Source organism: Bacillus sp. AFS031507 (assembly GCF_002584635.1).
In the GTDB taxonomy this organism is placed as follows: Bacteria; Bacillota; Bacilli; order Bacillales; family Cytobacillaceae; genus Neobacillus.
Window position 1 is genome coordinate 1 of the sequence record NZ_NUOW01000062.1, and the last position, 18,313, is coordinate 18,313.

The 18,313-nt window shown below is 35.2% G+C and carries 15 protein-coding genes and 1 pseudogene; 3 read left to right on the forward strand and 13 right to left on the reverse strand.

The features are described 5' to 3' along the window. Nucleotides 1-301 precede the first annotated feature (301 nt). From COE25_RS28495 to COE25_RS28525, 8 genes are all read right to left on the reverse strand, one after another. Nucleotides 302-1,300: an NADP-dependent oxidoreductase gene (locus COE25_RS28495; protein WP_098935068.1), complete on the reverse strand. Its 999-nt coding sequence runs from the start codon at nt 1,298-1,300 to the stop codon at nt 302-304. 303 nt (nt 1,301-1,603) lie between these two features. Then, nucleotides 1,604-2,686, reverse strand: a complete 1,083-nt coding sequence (locus COE25_RS28500) for an alkene reductase (protein ID WP_098935055.1) — start codon at nt 2,684-2,686, stop codon at nt 1,604-1,606. A 101-nt stretch (nt 2,687-2,787) separates the two neighbouring features. Continuing rightward, a complete protein-coding gene (locus COE25_RS28505) occupies nt 2,788-3,486 on the reverse strand; it encodes an SDR family oxidoreductase (protein ID WP_098935056.1) in 699 nt (232 codons plus the stop codon). A gap of 380 nt (nt 3,487-3,866) precedes the next feature. Further along, complete coding sequence (locus COE25_RS28510) at nt 3,867-4,445, reverse strand: TetR/AcrR family transcriptional regulator (RefSeq protein ID WP_098935057.1); 579 nt, start codon at nt 4,443-4,445, stop codon at nt 3,867-3,869. Between the two features lie 610 nt (nt 4,446-5,055). Further along, a complete protein-coding gene (locus COE25_RS31145) occupies nt 5,056-5,220 on the reverse strand; it encodes a GH32 C-terminal domain-containing protein (protein WP_180247651.1) in 165 nt (54 codons plus the stop codon). Between the two features lie 130 nt (nt 5,221-5,350). Beyond that, complete coding sequence (locus COE25_RS28515) at nt 5,351-7,240, reverse strand: PTS sucrose transporter subunit IIABC (protein WP_098935058.1); 1,890 nt, start codon at nt 7,238-7,240, stop codon at nt 5,351-5,353. A gap of 11 nt (nt 7,241-7,251) precedes the next feature. Further along, nucleotides 7,252-8,685 (reverse strand): glycoside hydrolase family 32 protein, encoded by a 1,434-nt coding sequence (locus COE25_RS28520; protein ID WP_306573076.1) that lies wholly within the window; start codon nt 8,683-8,685, stop codon nt 7,252-7,254. 187 nt (nt 8,686-8,872) lie between these two features. After that, nucleotides 8,873-11,065 carry an alpha-galactosidase gene (locus COE25_RS28525; protein WP_098935060.1) on the reverse strand — a complete coding sequence of 731 codons (2,193 nt, stop codon included), beginning with the start codon at nt 11,063-11,065 and terminating at the stop codon, nt 8,873-8,875. Between the two features lie 207 nt (nt 11,066-11,272). Here COE25_RS28525 and COE25_RS28530 point away from each other — a divergent pair, with 207 nt between their 5' ends. Then, nucleotides 11,273-12,088 (forward strand): AraC family transcriptional regulator, encoded by an 816-nt coding sequence (locus tag COE25_RS28530; RefSeq protein ID WP_098935061.1) that lies wholly within the window; start codon nt 11,273-11,275, stop codon nt 12,086-12,088. Nucleotides 12,089-12,156: 68 nt separating this feature from the next. Further along, nucleotides 12,157-12,624: pseudogene (locus tag COE25_RS28535) on the forward strand (IS110 family transposase); the annotation flags it as partial. 174 nt (nt 12,625-12,798) lie between these two features. Here COE25_RS28535 and COE25_RS28540 read toward each other — a convergent pair. From COE25_RS28540 to COE25_RS28560, 5 genes are all read right to left on the reverse strand, one after another. Beyond that, nucleotides 12,799-13,236 (reverse strand): alanyl-tRNA editing protein, encoded by a 438-nt coding sequence (locus tag COE25_RS28540; RefSeq protein WP_180247650.1) that lies wholly within the window; start codon nt 13,234-13,236, stop codon nt 12,799-12,801. Then, nucleotides 13,128-13,484 (reverse strand): alanine--tRNA ligase-related protein, encoded by a 357-nt coding sequence (locus tag COE25_RS32455; RefSeq protein WP_142354530.1) that lies wholly within the window; start codon nt 13,482-13,484, stop codon nt 13,128-13,130. Before COE25_RS32455 ends, COE25_RS28540 begins: the two co-directional genes overlap by 109 nt. 38 nt (nt 13,485-13,522) lie before the next feature. Beyond that, a complete protein-coding gene (locus COE25_RS28545; protein WP_098935063.1) occupies nt 13,523-14,140 on the reverse strand; it encodes a LysE family transporter in 618 nt (205 codons plus the stop codon). 11 nt (nt 14,141-14,151) lie between these two features. Then, complete coding sequence (locus COE25_RS28550; RefSeq protein WP_098935064.1) at nt 14,152-14,961, reverse strand: TrmB family transcriptional regulator; 810 nt, start codon at nt 14,959-14,961, stop codon at nt 14,152-14,154. A gap of 721 nt (nt 14,962-15,682) precedes the next feature. Beyond that, nucleotides 15,683-17,224 carry a DUF5597 domain-containing protein gene (locus COE25_RS28560; RefSeq protein WP_098935066.1) on the reverse strand — a complete coding sequence of 514 codons (1,542 nt, stop codon included), beginning with the start codon at nt 17,222-17,224 and terminating at the stop codon, nt 15,683-15,685. Between the two features lie 120 nt (nt 17,225-17,344). On the opposite strand from COE25_RS28560, the gene COE25_RS28565 reads away from it, so the two are divergent. Further along, nucleotides 17,345-18,166 (forward strand): AraC family transcriptional regulator, encoded by an 822-nt coding sequence (locus COE25_RS28565; protein WP_098935067.1) that lies wholly within the window; start codon nt 17,345-17,347, stop codon nt 18,164-18,166. Nucleotides 18,167-18,313: the final 147 nt, after the last annotated feature.

Here is an 18,313-nt window from a genome sequence, read left to right on the forward strand (position 1 = left end):
ACAGGAATGCTGCCCCTTTAGTTGAATAAAAAAAGGAATCGCCTCAGCAACCCCCTTGTTAAACTCTAGCACCCGTTAGTGGAACAAGAAAAAGAGCTACCGCTGCAACCTTTTTTTACACTAAAGCCACCGTTAACTTAAGTACATTTTTTTACAAACTTATTCATTTTGGTTTTATTCATTACAGGAATGCTTCCCCGTTTGCGACATAAATAAAAAGCTACCCTACTGGCAGCTAGATCTATAAAAGGAAAGCACCTTATAGTTTAACAAGAGTTCTTCCACGTACTTAAATTTTAGATTAGAAGGTTACAATAACTTTGCCTTGTGAGTGTCCAGTAGAAACTTTTATTAATGCTTTGTTAATGTCATTAAAATTATAAATTGAATCAATAGAGGGTGTGATATTTTCTTTTTCAACAAGATTAGTGATTCTTTGTAATTGACTGCCATTGGCGTGTACGAATAAAAAGTAATATTCATTTTTATGTTTACGTGCTAAAAAATCTACACGAGCACCCACCAAACCAAACAATAATTTTTTCCACATTGGAAAATTATTGTCAACCGCAAAGCGATAATTAGGTACGGCTTTTAATGATACTAACTTTCCTTGAGGTTTTAAGATACCAAGTTCTGCTTTTATCTCTTTTGCTCCCAAGGTATCGATAACATAATCTATATCAGATAAAATGTTGGCATAGTTTTCCTTATGATAATTTATGAATCTATCAGCGCCAATCGACAGTGTACGTGATCTACCTCTTTCACTGCCGCTTGTTATAACATATAACCCCATTGATTTGGCGATGGGGATTGCCATAGCACCAAAGCCACCGGTTCCTCCAGGGATAAATAATTTTTTGTTAGGCTGAGCATTGAGTACGTCATTTAATGCTTGATAAGCAGTCAAAGCAGTGAGAGGAACAGCGGCTGCTTCAATAAAGGATAGATTTTTAGGCATTATGGCTATAGCATCTTCATTGACGACCGCATATTCAGCAAAAGCTCCAATTTGATTAACTGGCAACCTCGTATAAATGTGGTCACCAACGTGGAAGTTCTCAACATCTTTTCCGACAGCCTCAATAACGCCAGATAGTTCATTTCCTAAAGTTAATGGTAAATCATAATCAGAAATCATTCGAATACTTCCATTTAAAATTAGGATATCTAATGGATTAACACCTGCTGCTTTTACTTTAACGAGTACCTCCCGGCTATTAATTTCTGGTATTTTAACATCATTCAATTCCACTTGAACTTCTTTTGAATATTTCTGCATTTGAGCAGCTCTCATTTTTTCATCCTCTTCCTTTACAATGTTTTGGTGCCTTTTCATGAAATGCAATCTCTAGCGTTGAATGTAGGTGACTCAAAACAAAAACCAGTGCTTGAAGGGTATAGCCCAAGAATGCACCAAACGCCTGCAAATACACGTAATTCATGCGTCAAGCACTGATTTTCAAGTTGAGCCAAAAAACGGCACAAACTTTTATTATATTAATTACCAAGACATCTGGTTCCCAAAATGTCTAATTCTGATGAAAGAATGGCGTACAATTTTTCAGTTGTACGCCATTCTTCACCATATTAGCTATACTTACCCCTCTTGAGATTTTAATTCTTTCATCGTAGGATAATCCGTATAACCCACGCTTCCGTTACCACCAAAGAATGTTGTACGGTCTGCTTCATTCAAAGGAAACCCTTTTTTGAGACGTTCTACTAAATCCGGATTAGCTAATGACCATACACCGACTGGTACCATATCAGCAACGCCATTATCAATATCTACACTAATATCTTCTAGAGCTCGACCAGCTCGATTGACTAATAATGGATTTAACCAAATTGAACGAATTTCATGGAGCAGTGTTTCGTTTCCTAAATGCATAACATGAAGGTAAGCTAAATTGAATTGAGCTAATTCTTTTACAAGATGGAGATAAACTTCAGGACCTTGTTCACCTTCTTCAATCCCACCAAGAGGCGTACCTGGTGAAATACGAAAGCCTGTTCTTTCTGCTCCAATTTCTTCAACGATTGCTTTCGTTATTTCGATCGCAAAGCGAGCACGATTCTCTATTGATCCACCGTACTTATCCGTTCGTTTATTAGAATTTACTCCGATAAATTGATTAATTAGATAACCATTTGCTCCATGAATTTCAACGCCATCAGCTCCTGCTTCAATAGCTGCAGATGCTGCTTTTCGGAAGTCTGCAATTGTCGTTTGAATATCTTCTTCACTTAACTCACGTGGAACGGGTATTTCCTGCATCCCTTTAGCAGTAAACATTTCTACACCGGGTGCGATCGCAGATGGCGCAACTGCTTGACGATGATGTGGTGTATTGTCAGGGTGCGACATACGACCGACATGCATTAATTGGATATACATAAATCCACCTGCTTCATGCACCGCATCCGTAACCTTTTTCCACCCTTCAATATGCTTTTCAGTATAGATGCCAGGTGACCATAAGTAACCTTGTCCATCATTAGAAGGTTGTGTACCTTCACTAATAATTAATCCCATAGATGCTCTTTGAGCATAATAAAGGGAACTTAGTTCTCCCGGTGTACCATCTTCTTGCGCTCTACTACGTGTCAATGGTGCCATCGCTAAACGATGAGGTAATTCCACATTTCCAATTTTCGTTTTGCTCCACAATTTACCCATTTTTGTACACTCCTCTTCAAATTATGTTACCCGTTGTAAACGTGTGTCCTTTTACCTTTTGTTTGAAATCTTGGACAAATCACTATCTTAGTAATTTGTATTTAGGAGAGATGTGGGTAAATAGCAGATACACCCCCGGCAAAATCTCTTTGGATCTTTCGGCTCACGTCATCAGCAACAATTTCAAAGCTGTCGGATTCTAATCCATCAATAGCAATTTTTGCGATATCCTCTGTGTTGGATTTGGGAACTTCTAAGCTCGACGTCATGTCTGTCTCCATGAAGCCTACATGTAATCCAGCTACTCTCACATTTTGAGGATAGAGATTTAAACGTAAGTCGTTCGTCAATGCCCACTCTGCCGCCTTTGCAGCCGTGTAAGCGCCAAAAGTTCCCGAACTTATCCAAGATAATGCGGAAAGAATATTCAGAATCGATCCTCCCCCATTATTTGCTAGAATCGGTGCAAAAGTACGAACCATGGAAAGTGTGCCAAAGAAATGCGTATTAAACTCCAAATGTATTTTATCGAGATCACCGTCAATCAAAGAAGCACCTGTAGACGATCCTGCATTGTTGATCAAAAGCGTAACATCCTTAGCGACCATAGCAGCTGCAGCTACCTCTTGAGGGTTGGTAATATCAAGCTTTACAGGAATTACACCTGGAATCTCAATGGACTCCGGATTTCTTGCACCAGCATAAACCTTAGCCCCTCTGGATAGAAGTTCAAGTGCTAAATGGCGTCCAAAACCTCGGTTCGCTCCGGTTACAAATGCGACTTGTTCAGAAATTTTCATTTTTATGCGCTCCTTTTATTATTTATTTTTGGTACAACAAAATGTCTTACTCCCCAAAACTACGTATGTAATGATTTCCTTAAGGAGAGATTTTGGACATAGGCAAGTCTCGCTATATGGGAATGGTCATTCTAAAAAGCACAAAGGAATGATCCCTTCATTGAGAAATTTTTAAGTAGGGCAAGACTCATATACGAGAACGATCATTCTAAAAAACACAAAAGAAAAATCCCTTCATGGAGAGAGCTTAAGCAAGGCAAAACTCATATATGAGAACAATTATTCTAAAAAATGCATAAGCAATGATATATTCTTAGGAGTAAGCTTTACTACAGCTCAGACTTACTCATATAGGAACTATAATTCTAAGAATAAAATAATTATTTATCTAAAAGTTTTATCGATAAATTGGCTATACGGTGTAGTTTTTCTTTGGGAATGGAGGTTCTTGTCATTACCCTTAACCCAACACATACAGTATGCAGATGATCCGCCAGTTCGCCGGCATCATACTCTGAAGTAAATTCTCCCTCCTCTTGCCCCCACAGAATAATATCCTTGAGTAGCTGCTCTGATAGTGTGAACGATTCAGTGGACTTTGAATCCACATCAGCATCGCGCATTGCCAATTCCACCGCCGAATTCACCATTAAACAGCCTGAAGGAGAGTTCTCTTCACCATATATCATGAAACTAAAAATTAACTGAAGAGCCTCCGCTGCATTCTTGGAGCGTTTAACTTCTCCCGTAAGCTCTGCACTGACTTTATCGCGAAATCGATCCATAGCTTTCAAAAATAGCGTATGTTTGTCGCCAAATGTGTCATACAAACTTCTTCGATGGATTCCCATATGCTCAACCAGATCGGTCAAGGATGTCTTCTCATAACCTTGTTCCCAAAAGAGCTTCATCGCCTTGTCTAATACTACGCTCTCTTCGAATTCTTTACTTCTTGCCATACTATTTTCCTCCTCCCATAGTCACTATAACATATTGAGAACGAACGGTAAAGAAAGTAACCTCATAATACTTATTCCAAATATTATCAAATGTAGTGAAACTACCTATAGTTCAAATAAGGAAACTCCACAATCTCTTCTACATTTAATCTGTCAGCATAACCTAAATCCCTTGATTATATGATCCCAAGAATCTTACCAAAGACTGATTTTTAAGGAGAACATACTTTTGTGAAATAAAAAAACTGTTTTTTTCTGTGTAATTTGAAATTTGATTTTTGTGATTTAGAAGGGAGGGCATTTATTTATTGGTATCAAAATCAAAACCCAACTTGTCGTTTGAATTTACATAAACAGCACCACAAATTTGGCACACAGGATATAAGTAAGAAAGTAGTCATATTTCTATCACCTTAACATTTTTAGGAGTATTATTCCCATTCCTTATTCAACTAACCTGCTCCGTAAGCATAATAAGAAAAGCTGCCACAATTGACAGCTTTAATCTTTCACTAAAGCACCCATTAATTTAAGTGTAATATTTCACAATCTTTCCCAAGTGTAAAATATCTACTAAGTAACACTTATATTTTAAACGTAGAACTCCCATTCAATGCAAAGAGAAAATCCCCCTACTGTTTTGACGGTGAAAGACCCTTGAGGTAATCACTTCTTCCCCATCGTTTACAAAAATTTTAACGGATGAAGAATCAACAAATAAATGAGTCCTCCGATGGTACCGGTGCCATCGGAGGCTATAATAATTTTCTTTAATTTACTAAGATAACGTATAATATTATTCTTTTAAAATTGCTCTACTTATAATTGATTATAATGAATTGATTCTAAATTAAAATTATTAATGTAGCAGGTAATACTATTTGTATGAAAGTTGAACACGATCTCTATTTTGCCTTAGCAACACCGATGCAGGCTCCATCGGTCACTTCACCTGTGTGAAAATCCAAGCTATCAAGTTTGTCGTTGGTATTCGTTATCACAACCATAGTCGTTGTTGCTAAACCAGCGTCGGTAACCTTCTTCCAGTCAACCATCGCAATCGGGTCACCTCCGTTGACAGAGTCACCAACTTTGACATTGTTAGAAAATGGTGCGCCTTTCAGCGAAACCGTATCTATGCCCAAGTGCACGAGAACTTCCAAGCCATCAATGCGGTTCAAACCAACTGCATGTCCTTGCACCATTGAAACAGTGCCGGCAACCGGAGCAACAATCTGCCCGTCACTAGGTGTGACTGCAAAGCCATCGCCCATCAATTTTTTGGAAAAAACGGGATCATTGACTTCGCTTAAATCCATGACCTTTCCTGTAACTGGTGCATAAAGCTTCTCGTCTTTAACATTTACGACCTGTGGCATAATTGATGAATTTGATATTTTGTTTACTTGTTTTTGATTCCCAGTCTCGACTGGTTTGTAACCAATTGTGTAAGTTAAAACAAATGACACAGAGAAAGCGACAACGTTTACAAGAATATAAAGGGGCAATTGATTATTCAAGTATAATAAGGTTCCTGGAATACCTGTTAATGCCATTCCAGTAGCTTTTAATTGTAAGATAGACGCTAAGAATCCTCCCACTCCCCCACCAATCATTGACATAACAAAAGGTTTCACCAACCTAAGATTCACTCCAAAGACTGCTGGTTCTGTAATACCTAAAGTAGCAGAAAGACTTGCTGGATAAGCTATTTGTTTCATTTTTGGAGAAAAAGTTTTGATCCCTACTGCTAGGACTGCACCCGCTTGAGCCATATTACCACAAGTTCCAATTGGATTTAGCATATTCCAACCTGTTTGTGAAAGCATGTTAATTTCCAAGAAATTCAATATATGATGAATACCAAAAATACCTAATAATTGTCCAAAACTTCCATAAATCAAGCCACCGATTCCAAACGGTAACTCCAATAAAAATTGAACAGCATATAAGACAAGCAGTTCAACTTCGTGGAAAATAGGTCCAATAACAAATAATGCTAGTGTAATACCAAAAAGAAGTGTTAGAAATGGCGTCAAAATAAGGTCAAGGGAGTCAGGTATTTTTGTTTTCAAGAATTTTTCAATTTTTGCTCCTACAATTCCTGTTATAAATGCCGGCAAAACAGATCCTTGATAACCTACCACCTTAATGAATCCAAAAAACACTAATGGGTCTGCAACCTGTTGACCTACTTCATAAGCATTTGGTAAAACAGGGTTTACAAGCATTAAACCTAGTACGATCCCTAAAACTGGATTACCTCCAAAGATCCTAAACGTTGACCAACAAACTAACGCTGGTAAAAAGGCAAAAGCTGTATCTGTTAGGATCTGAGTGAACAATAAGAGTTCTTTGGAAATACTGTCAGGTGTTAAACCTAACAATGCCAAAACAGATTCTTGTGTAAGCAAACCTCTTAAGCCCATAAATAAACCAGTCGCAACCAGAACCGGAATAATTGGAACGAAAACATCTCCAAAAATTCTAACGCTACGTTGAAAGCGATTTCCTTCTTTTTTGATAGGAGTCTGACTCTGAATATTATCCCCCAATAATATCATGACCTCGTCATATACTTTGTTTACCAATCCAGTTCCCAAGATAATCTGAAACTGACCAGAATTGAAAAAACTCCCTTTTACTTTATCCAGATTTTCAATTTCATCACTATTTATCTTGTCTTTGTCAACTATAATAATTCGCAATCTTGTTGCACAGTGAGCAACTGAATGAATATTTTCTTTCCCACCAATCAATTCAATAATCTTTTTTGCTAAATCTTGATTCCCCATATTCTCATCTCCTAAAATGCAAAATAAAGTAATTCTCCTTCTTGCTGTAATCCGGCATATTTCACACTTAAATTCTCTTCCTCAGTAAAGTATCTTAATGAAAAAACGCATTCTCCATCATTCACAAATATTTCGATAGAGGAGTTATCACTAAAAATACTCATTTGTGACAGGCTTTGAACCTGTTTTACTTTCGTTTCCTTTTTATTGGCTATCCAATTCACCCGCGTGACAGACAATACGTTTTTATTACCATAATAATGAATCTCTACTGAGCAATTTCTCAAAAACAAATGAAAATCACTAGAACAATCTTTTCTACTCAACTCTAGTTCAAATCGCCCACTTTCTAATTCAAAACGACCTTGAGAAGATGTGAATTTCTGTTTACGTTTTCTCAGTTGTTTAACCTCTTCAATAGGTAGTTGTTGAATTTTTCCATTTTTCATTGTTACAACACGTGGTAAAGTCAAACAATGCAAATAACCATATTGTTTAGTAGGGCATAAATACTCCTCTATCTCAGACATTCGAGACATCCATCCCACCAAAATTCGTCTCCCTTTATGATCTGAAAAAGATTGAGGTGCATAGAAATCAAATCCATAGTCCAGTAATTCTAAAGAACCTTTTGGTAGAAATTTTTTTGTTTTTTCATCAAATTTTCCAGATATAAACGCTGCATAACTGGAAACACCTGTTAAATCATCATCTTTTTCTGGTCTCACTTGAGGACAACAAAGCAATATATCTGTTTCACCATTTAATGAAAATAAATCTGGGCACTCACACATATTGTCTAACTGTTGATCGTACAAAATATTCTCATATTTCCAATGCAACAAGTCACAAGAAGAGTAGAGTGCAATCGCGCCTTTCCTCTCTTTCGTTTGAGCACCTACAACCATCCACCAATTATTTTCACCTCTCCACACTTTTGGATCTCGATGGTGTTCAGTAAACTCTGCGGGCGTTTCAATTACACTTTCTTCTTTAATAAAAGTCCGACCATTTTTAGATGTAATAATGCACTGATAGCTTTTTCTTTCCCCATCTTTTTTTACGTTTCCAGTATAGAATAAATACATCTCTCCTTTATGTTCTATACTGCTACCTGAATAAACACCATTTCGATCCAATTTTCTATCCGGAAGAATAGTAGAACCCTGATTGGTCCAATCAATCATATTAGTTGAAGTAAACAACCCCCACTCTTTGTAATGATGATTCATATCAAAACGATTCCATTGGTGGAAAAAATAATACTTACCTTTGAACCAAATTAAACCATTTGGATCATTCATCAGACCCCTATCTGGCTCTATATGATAGGTCATTTTATAAGGATTCCTCAAAAAACATCCCACTCTCCTACAAAAATGTTCTATTTTAAATTCTTTAATTACTTTTTTACAAAACTGTTTAACACCATAAAAAAATCTCATAATTGGGAAATAACAAAAATGTGGAACTTATTAATAGCTTAATTTACAAAAGCAAATTAACATATAAGACTACTACAATCTGTTCCTAAATTTTAACAATATGGAAGATTTTTAAAATATATAATTATGGACCAGAGCAACCATGTATGGTAGAAAATACGGCATAAATATTATTTACTTGTACTGTTTAGATACTATACTTTTTAAATCTCCAGAACATACTTAAAAAGTCTTGCTTGATACTTGGTAGTGTAATACCAACATTCATCAACTCATCTCCTCCAAACAACTCTCCTGTCTCCACATTTTGATAAACATAATCTGGATGTACCCCTTTAAGTTTTATAGTTCGAAGAGGAGCTGCTGGTTGAGATAATACTTTGAAATAACTAGCTGCTACTTCTGATTGATCTTCAGAAACAAAGTTCCATGCAGCTTCATTCCCATCAAAGGGATTAAATATTCTATAAAATCTACCAAATTGAATAAGTGGTCGAATCTCTTTATACAAAGCAATTTGTTGTTTAACTACTTCTTTTTCTTCCTCTGTTAATTTTGTTAAGTCTAGCTCATAACCGAAATTCCCAGCCATGGCGACATACCCTCTTGTCTCAAGTGAAGTAATTCTTCCAACTTGATGATTTGGGACAGATGAAACGTGCGCCCCCATTGTAATCGGTGGATAAACAAGACTTGTACCATATTGAATTTTCAAACGACACATCGCATCTGTGTTATCGCTTGTCCATGTTTGCGGCATATAATAAAGCATCCCTGCGTCAAAGCGACCTCCACCACTCGAACAACTCTCAAACAATATATTAGGAAATTTTGTTGTAATTTCTTCCATTATTTTGTATAGTCCTAACATATAGCGGTGAGCCGTTTCACGCTGTCGTTCGGGTTGTAACGCTATTGACCCTATATCCGTCATATGACGATTCATATCCCATTTTACATAGGTTATCGGAGCACTCGATAAAATATCTGACAACGCTTTAATTACGTAATCACAGACTTCCAGCCTCGATAAATCCAAAATGAGTTGATTTCTCCCTAACGTATGTGGGCGACCTGGTACATGTAAACACCAATCTGGATGATTTCTATATAATTCACTATCAATAGAAACCATTTCTGGTTCAAACCATATACCAAACTCCATACCAAGACTACGAACGCGGTTTGCAAGATCTACTAAACCATTCGGAAGTTTACGCTGATTGACTACCCAATCCCCTAACGAGCTTTTGCTGTCATCACGTTTTCCAAACCATCCATCATCTAATACAAATAGTTCTATTCCTACTTGTTTTGCTTCATTGGCAATTTGTTCAATTTTTTCTTTATTAAAATCAAAATAAGTGGCTTCCCAATTATTAATTAGTATTGGACGTACCTTGTCCCGAAATAATCCACGACATAGTCTTTTACTATACAATTCGTGATAAATTCTGGACATATCGCCTAATCCTTTTTCTGTGTAAACCATTACAATTTCAGGCGTTTGAAAGGTTTCCCCCGGCTCTAATAACCATGAGAAATCGAAAGGATTAATCCCTATAGATACTCTTGTATTGCGATATGGATCCACTTGAACTTGTGCTGTAAAATTCCCGCTATACACAAGGTTAAACGCATACACTTCACCTTGATCTTCATCAGTCCCTTTTCTTACTAATGCCAAAAACGGCGCTTGTTGAGGACTGCTAGCTCCCCGGCAACTATCAACCATTTGAATCCCTGGTACAATTTTACGTCTCTCAATATTTTTCTCATTACTATGAGCACCATACAATGTGATTAATTCATATTCATCATCAGGAAAATCAACATTTGCACTTAGAGCTCGAAGCATTTTTAAATTTTGTGATCCTTGATTATCAAACTGAACAGATCTAGTGATAACATCTCGATCTTCATACAAACTATATGTTAACGTAACAGTCAGTCCCAGCAATTTATCTTCCATGATGATTTCTAGTGTTTCCGTCTCATTTTCATCCTCTACATAAGTGGATGGTAACCCTTTCAATTTTGGCTTACCTTTATTCACTCGGTATTCCTTATAACGAAGGTCGGTCAAGGTAGAGCCATTCTCTAAGTGTATTTGATAAGATGGAGTTCTAAAGTCACCATTTCCATATGCTGGATACTCCTGAGGTAGCGTATCTAGCGAAAATGTTCGATCTGACGCATCTGGATTAGGAGAAAAAACTCGATCCATAAAGATAATTTTGTTGTTTCCGCGATATTTGTGAACACTCTTCCCCCAGTATAAGTGAGCTAAATAGCCATCTCGTATAACCTGCATAACATAACTCGAGTTTTTTCCTTGCAAATGAAATAAAAGTTGTTCATCATCGATGTAAATAGTCATAACGACCTCCCCCACATAAGTAAGCATCAATTATTTCAACGAAAACAATGTGTAACTCCACCTTATACTGTTTATTGAAATATGTTGTTTCACTTAATGCTTATGGGTTCATTTTAATAGTTTTAATTAGATATTTATATGGTATTATGTAGACTGAATATGGAACGATGTGATAACTTGCAAACATTTTCAATTAGAGGTGACACAATGATTTTAAACTTTTCCAATCCTTCTCATAACAATTTAGATCTAAATTTGTACACATGCGGTAGAGAAGCTTGTATAAGTAAATATTCTTATGGTCCAGCGATACGAAGCGGATACATAATTCACTATATTTTAAAAGGAAAAGGGATTTTTAAAGTACATGATAAAATCTATCATCTAGGAAAAAATGAAGCATTCTTAATTGAGCCAAACATTTTAATTTATTATGAAGCAGATGTTGAGGATCCATGGGAATATAAATGGATTGGTTTCAGTGGAGTAAAAGCAAAGGAATATTTAAACAGATCAAGTTTATCTATGGATCAACCGATTTTTACGTTCGATCATGACAATAAACTAAACCAATGTATGGATAGTATCATAATGGCATCAACGCTATCGTCTAATAAAGGCTTGCTATTAACTTCAAAGCTTTATGAATTTATATATATATTGTGTGAACTCTTTCCGAATCGTGGAGTCACCATTGAGGTAAAAAAGCAAAAGTATATCGAAGATGCGATACTCTTTATTGAACAAAATTACACGCATTACATTACAGTAAATGATATCGCTAAATATATTTCAATTGACCGTTCATATCTTCATCGTTTATTTAAGCAATATCTCAATAAATCGCCGCAAGAGTTTTTATTAAGTTTAAGAATAGAGAAAGCATGTTTTCTGCTAACGGATTCTACGCTTAAAATTGGGGATATTTCCCGTTCAGTGGGATATAATGATGTACTCCTATTTTCAAAAACATTCAAGAAAATTAAAAAGTGTACTCCTTCAGAGTATCGAAAGAACCAATGATTGTGTCCAGTCACCTCACTTAACTCCTGAATATAAGTGTTTAAAGACAAACAAAATCAACTAATANNAAACACCTCGTTGTTGGTGTAGACATCGCTCAACAATTTCACGTCGCTCGAGCAGTGAATTTCCGTGGAATTGTAGTCGGCAGTCCTCTTACATATGAAAATAACGAAGATGGATTTACTATCTTATTGCAATGGATTAACAAACTAAAAAGGACAAATAACTTAGATACAGCTTTGGTCGGCATGGAACCTAAGGGACATTACTGGATTAATCTATCAAAATGGCTTTTCGAACAGAATATTGATGTAGTAACAGTAAATCCGTACCATGTAAAAAGGAATAAAGAGAACCGAGATAATACCCAGTCCAAAAGCGATAATAAAGATGCACTAGTTATCACTGATATGGTGAAGAATGGTTACTATTCCTTCGTTCGTCCGACTTCTGAATCATTTGAAGAACTTCGAGTTCTTATGTCTAACCGTGACGTGATTGTTAAGCGTCTCGTTAGTTCAATCAACCAGTTAAAACTTTTTTCAATTGCTTCCTTTATTCTTTGAATTAATTGAACATATAACGGCGTTGAAATTAAACTGTTAAGTTTCATAAAATCAAATCCTTTGTATCTATATGTCGAAATATAATAATAAAATTTCTAATAAGCATAGTTAATAAAACCTACTGATTCGACTTATTTACTTTTAATTAAGCTGTATTTTTAATCTCTTTTTCGCAGCACCTTTATTTTGAATTTTAATAATCGAGAAGTCTCCAATCTCAGCTGTGTTGCTGACATGGGTTCCCCCACATGCTTGCTCATCAATGTCATTAATTTGAACGATTCGAATTTCGTTAAGAGAAGTTGGAAGTAAGTTAATAATAGTTTTAATGGTTCCTTCTTTTTGCTCTGCTTCTCTTCTACTTATTGTTTTCGTGTGAACATTATGAGGCTGTATTAGTAACTTTTTTATGGATTGTTCTAACTGCTCAAATGGTATTTTTTCAATTATCTCAGGAGAAAAAGCTAGTTCTAATCTTGCATGGTCCGTTTCAATTTGACTACTTGTAGCGAAAGCATTGTAATGCTGATATAAATAGCCTGCAATAACGTGTGATAACGCATATTTTGAAAACGCCAAGACCAGTCGATTTGCATAATAACTGCTTGTTGTGTATCTTGCACCGGTCGGGCTAGTTCATGAATAATTTCACCATCTACTTTTTTTACTTTTATTACTTCGTAGATTTCATCACCCTGCTTAATAAACCCTTTATCACAAGGTTGTCCACCGCCACCTGGATAAAAAATCGTTTGTTCAAATACAACAAATTTGTCATTTACTGAAACAATTTGTGCTTCACATTCTTTTATATAACTATTCTCAATATATAATTCAAGTCACTATTTGAACATCTCCCTTTATCTTAAACTGTAGTTATCCCGATAGTAACGGAAAAAATAATTAAGATAATACCAAGTCCACGGTCAAACCAATGCATATACTGTTGATACATTTTTTTAAAATAGTTATTTGAAATAAGTATCGCTAATAAAATAAACCAAAGCCCCACCGCAAGTATGATTTCTCCACCATATATCCAACGCAGCCAATTTGGAGTGTTGTTTCCGATAAATTGAGAAAATACACTTAAGAAGAATAATGCTGATTTGGGATTTAATACATTACATAAAAATCCTTCACGAAAGCCCAGTATAGTAGATGGTTTCAATAATCGCTGTATACCTATATCTTGTAAACTTTCTGATTGAGCTTTTGACCGAATTCCTTGCCAACCTAACCATAGCAAGTAAGCAGCACCAATAATTTTAATTACATTAAAAATAACAGGTGATTTTTCTAATATTATGGTAAAACCTAAAATTGTATAGGTTATATGAACAATCAATGCACTGGCAATGCCCAATGCTGTAGCTATTCCATATTTTCTTCCTATCCCTAAACTATTTTTCATTACTACTACAAAATCGGGTCCAGGTGATAAAGCTGCTAAAACACCAACTAAAAAAACTTCAATATACATAAAACAACTCCTTAATTCTTTACATTCCTAACAATATAGGTCAATAGATCATCACCGCGCCATAATGAATTAAGCATGTCATTTCCTACTTTGTCGCTCACAACTTTCATCATCATATCGTGCCGAATATATTCTTTTGCCAGCAGAACTAACATTGGTTCAGCAGTTTGAATAGCTTGAGGTATTTGACCATTAACAAAGCCCGCGATCAGCACTTCTTGATTATCCTGAATAACAATCGTTAATCTTTTACTCATTCTACTTTCTTCAATGGAAGCCGTGTCTCGACGATGGTAAAACGTTTTTCCGAAAGAGTCAGTCTCTTGATCTGTAAATAGCATTGAATACAACTGAATTCCTTTTTTACCTTGTTCTATGGCTGAATGACTTAATTCCTTTAGTTCCTCTTCCCATGCAGAAAGCCATATCTCTTCATTTGATGCCAGCATTAATTTTTGCATGGCATTAATGATTTTCGTTCTCCCTTCAATATGCTTAATCACATTCACTTCTACAGGTTTTTCAATTACTTGCAACTCTTTTTCCAAATAACTAAGTGTCTCCTCTGTTTGTCTTTTTCGATTCCTGATCAGTTCTTTTACTGGCACAGGAGTATAGGTTGGTGGATCTGTTCGGAGCTCTATGATTGCTTCTTTCGCTACTAATTTTGCAATGACTGAATAAACCATTGAGCGTGGTACACCACTTTTTTTACTGATTTCATAACCATTTATAGCAGGCTCCTTAAGTAATGCCATATAAGCCTTTGCTTCATTTTTTGAATAACCAATCTCTTCAAACTGCTCAAATAAATGTTCCATAGGGACCTCCCTGTAGTAGTAATATGTATTACTACTATAATCAAGCCAATATTCTGTGTCAATTAAAAATAAAAAAGTGAGAAAATTTCCCACTAATAAAACAAAATTCTTAATTACTCTTGTTGAACTAACCTGCACCGTTAGTGAAACAAGAAAAGCTGCCTAAAAGACAACTCAGACCTTTCTCTCAAGCAACCCGTTAGTTGAAGAACCGCTTCTCGGATGCCATCACAAAAAAAGTAAAGATAAGATTAGCCAGAGAAAATAACCACTTTTTTTGAGAATGTAAATCTCAATACCATTTAATAAAAAAATTACTCCTACTATTATGTTCAAAATCCCAGAATAGAAATAATCAATCCTATTAAAAGTGTGTAAATAAACAATGATTACACAGATTACTAATATTAACTGTAAAAACAGTATAGGTTTAATTCTATCTTCAAGAAACTGTTTTCTAAAAAATGAAATCAATTTTATCTCTCCTATATATAATAAAATCTCATTTGTATTAAATCGATTTTACGAATAATTTCTTCTTCAACTAACCTGCTCATTAGTGAAAAAGCGACTGCTTTTATTGAACAATCGCACCCGTTAGTGTAAGTACATTTCTTCACAATCTTTTATAACAGAAAAAACCGTTAAAAATATAATCCTAACGGCTTCATTTATATTTCAATAGCTGGTTGAATTCTTTCAATAGGTCTCAATGTTATTCTTAATACTCATATAAATGAATTTTATAAGCTGATGGCATATCTTTCAATTTCAACATCATTTTTTCATCCCCGTTTAATACACGTCCAGCTTTCCATTTTCCATTTTGAAATTCTCCTTCTTCTAGTCTAAGAAATTCAACTTTTTTATTCCTTCCGGGTTTTGCTAAAAATTTAATGTTTATCATCGTTCCAATAACAATGAATTCACTTTCTGAAGTCTCAAGAATTATACCTCCTGATGTTGGCTTATATTGTAATTTTGGAGAATATGAAACAAGAATATCGTATTTGTCAAAATGCAGCAGTTTACCAAAGTCATGTTCATTTCTCTTTACAAAACTCTGCAAATGACTGGAATTTCTATATTCAAAGTAAAGGGGTTTGATATTTTCAATAATGGAATAGCTTTTGGCAAGATACGCTGCACTTCCTTCAAGATCAAATGCTGATGGGTCGATATTTAATGCGAGCATGACTTCAAGTGGTGGCTTTTCAATGTTTTCTGGATTCTTCATAAGGTCCTCGATACCAAAAGGTGAATAACAAATAGCGTTACATCCGCCAACGGCATATAGAGCATATGTAGCTGATACCGCATCACCTCGGACCTCTGGAATAAATAAGGGGTTTCCATTCTGACTATATTCGTCCATTACATTAGGTACATATGGAACATAAATATCTGGTGCAAGACAAAAAAGTGATGGTGCCATTAACTTCCACATTTTATGCATTTTCATGACTGGACCGCCACTTGGATAGCTTCCGGCATTCCAAGGAAATTGTTCTAACCACGCATTGGCGTAACAAGGAAGCGGATATGCGTTTTGTCCACGCTGAGTGATTCTTTCAACTGCAGATGAAAAATAATATGCCATAAAGTATTCGCCTGCATCGAAGCCAAATGCTTCTTCCCAAGTTCCAGAAACACTGAATTCTTTAGCCACAGATTCAGGTATTTCATTTAAAAAAGCTTCATTTGCTACTTGAGAATAATCTCGATCTGTTCCTAAGAGTCCGATCTCGTTTTCAACCTGTATGACAATAACGGTGTTTTCTTCAGAATCTACTGATTTGATAAAATTCATCAAATGATAAAATGCGTGGGCATCTTTTTCTATTGCGGCTTCACATAAGGGTGAAATCGTATTTAAAGCTTCACCGGTGGCTTTACAGGCACGAAAATAAGTTTTTGTATCTCTTTTCATCCAATGTGGTACATAAAATGATTCTGCATTTTTCCATAAGCCAAACCAGAGGAAAATAAGATTCATATTATTTTCACGCGCCTGATTAATGAGCCCTTCGACTAGAGAAAAGTCAAACTGATTTTCTTCGGGCTCGATTAACTCCCAATAAACAGGAACAATAACTGAATTAATATTTAGTGTTTTTATTTTTGACCATACTTCTTTCTTCATATATTCCAGATTTGAAGCGCTAGAGTTATGGATTTCCCCTGCTAACGCAATGAATGGCTCGTCATGGACATATAATGTTGGTATATTATTGTAATTTTTTATGTGAGGTATAGTTGACATAAAATGAAGCCCCTTTCATAATGAGATTATATTAATATGATAAGGGATAAAATAAGCAGAATAAATCTAAATATAATAAAAAACATATGAAAATATTAAGATATATTGGGGTTTTGTTGAATGTTGAAAAAGGTTTTCTTTACAAAATATACTGAACAAACTGTACAACTTCCCTTTGTGCTTTCCGCTGTAGGTTTAAATCATAGGCAGGAATATATTAACAGACCTTCCGGTTTACCATTTTTCCAATGGATTCATACTGTAAAAGGAAAAGGTGTACTTGAAATAAACGAAAAACAGTATGTCGTAGAAGAAGGCAATGGAATTTTGTTCTTTCCTGGTGTCGGTCATAGATACTACGGACTTAGTAATGAATGGATAGTTCATTTCTTACTTTTTTCTGGGTATGGGACAAAAGATTTTTTTGATAGGATCGGAATTGAACAATCAGGTATTTATAAACTTAACAATGATAAAGTAGAAAAATATATAAAAGAATTAATTTTTATCTATACCCAGGATAATCCAATGGAAATGTATGATTATTCAAGAATACTTTATGATTTCTTGCTGGAATTTTTAAAATCTACAACCATTCAAAATGAAAAGTCTATCCAAAATCAAAGTAATAAAGTTCATTTAGTTATGGACTATATAAATCAATATTATATGGAACCAATTGTATTATCAGAATTAGCAGAGAAGGTCCATTTGTCAAAAGAGTACCTTTGCCAGTTATTTAAAAAAGTTAATGGTTTTTCAATATTTGAATATATTACGGATGTTCGGCTTGCGAAGGCAAGAACTTTACTAATTCAAGATAGAAAAGAGAAAATAAAGAATATTAGTAAATTGTGCGGATATGAAGACGTTAGTTATTTTGGAATGGTTTTTAAGAAAAAGGTGGGTATGACACCAGCGAAATTCAGAGAGCTACATTAAAAACTGTATATAATGTCAAATTAAAAGGTTTAATATCAGATTCTGATATTAAACCTTTTTTGTTTAAAAAGGAAAATACAGCTAGTTTAATAATTCACCATACTTAAAATTATTTATTTGGAGTCAATCCTTCTTCAACTCCCTCAG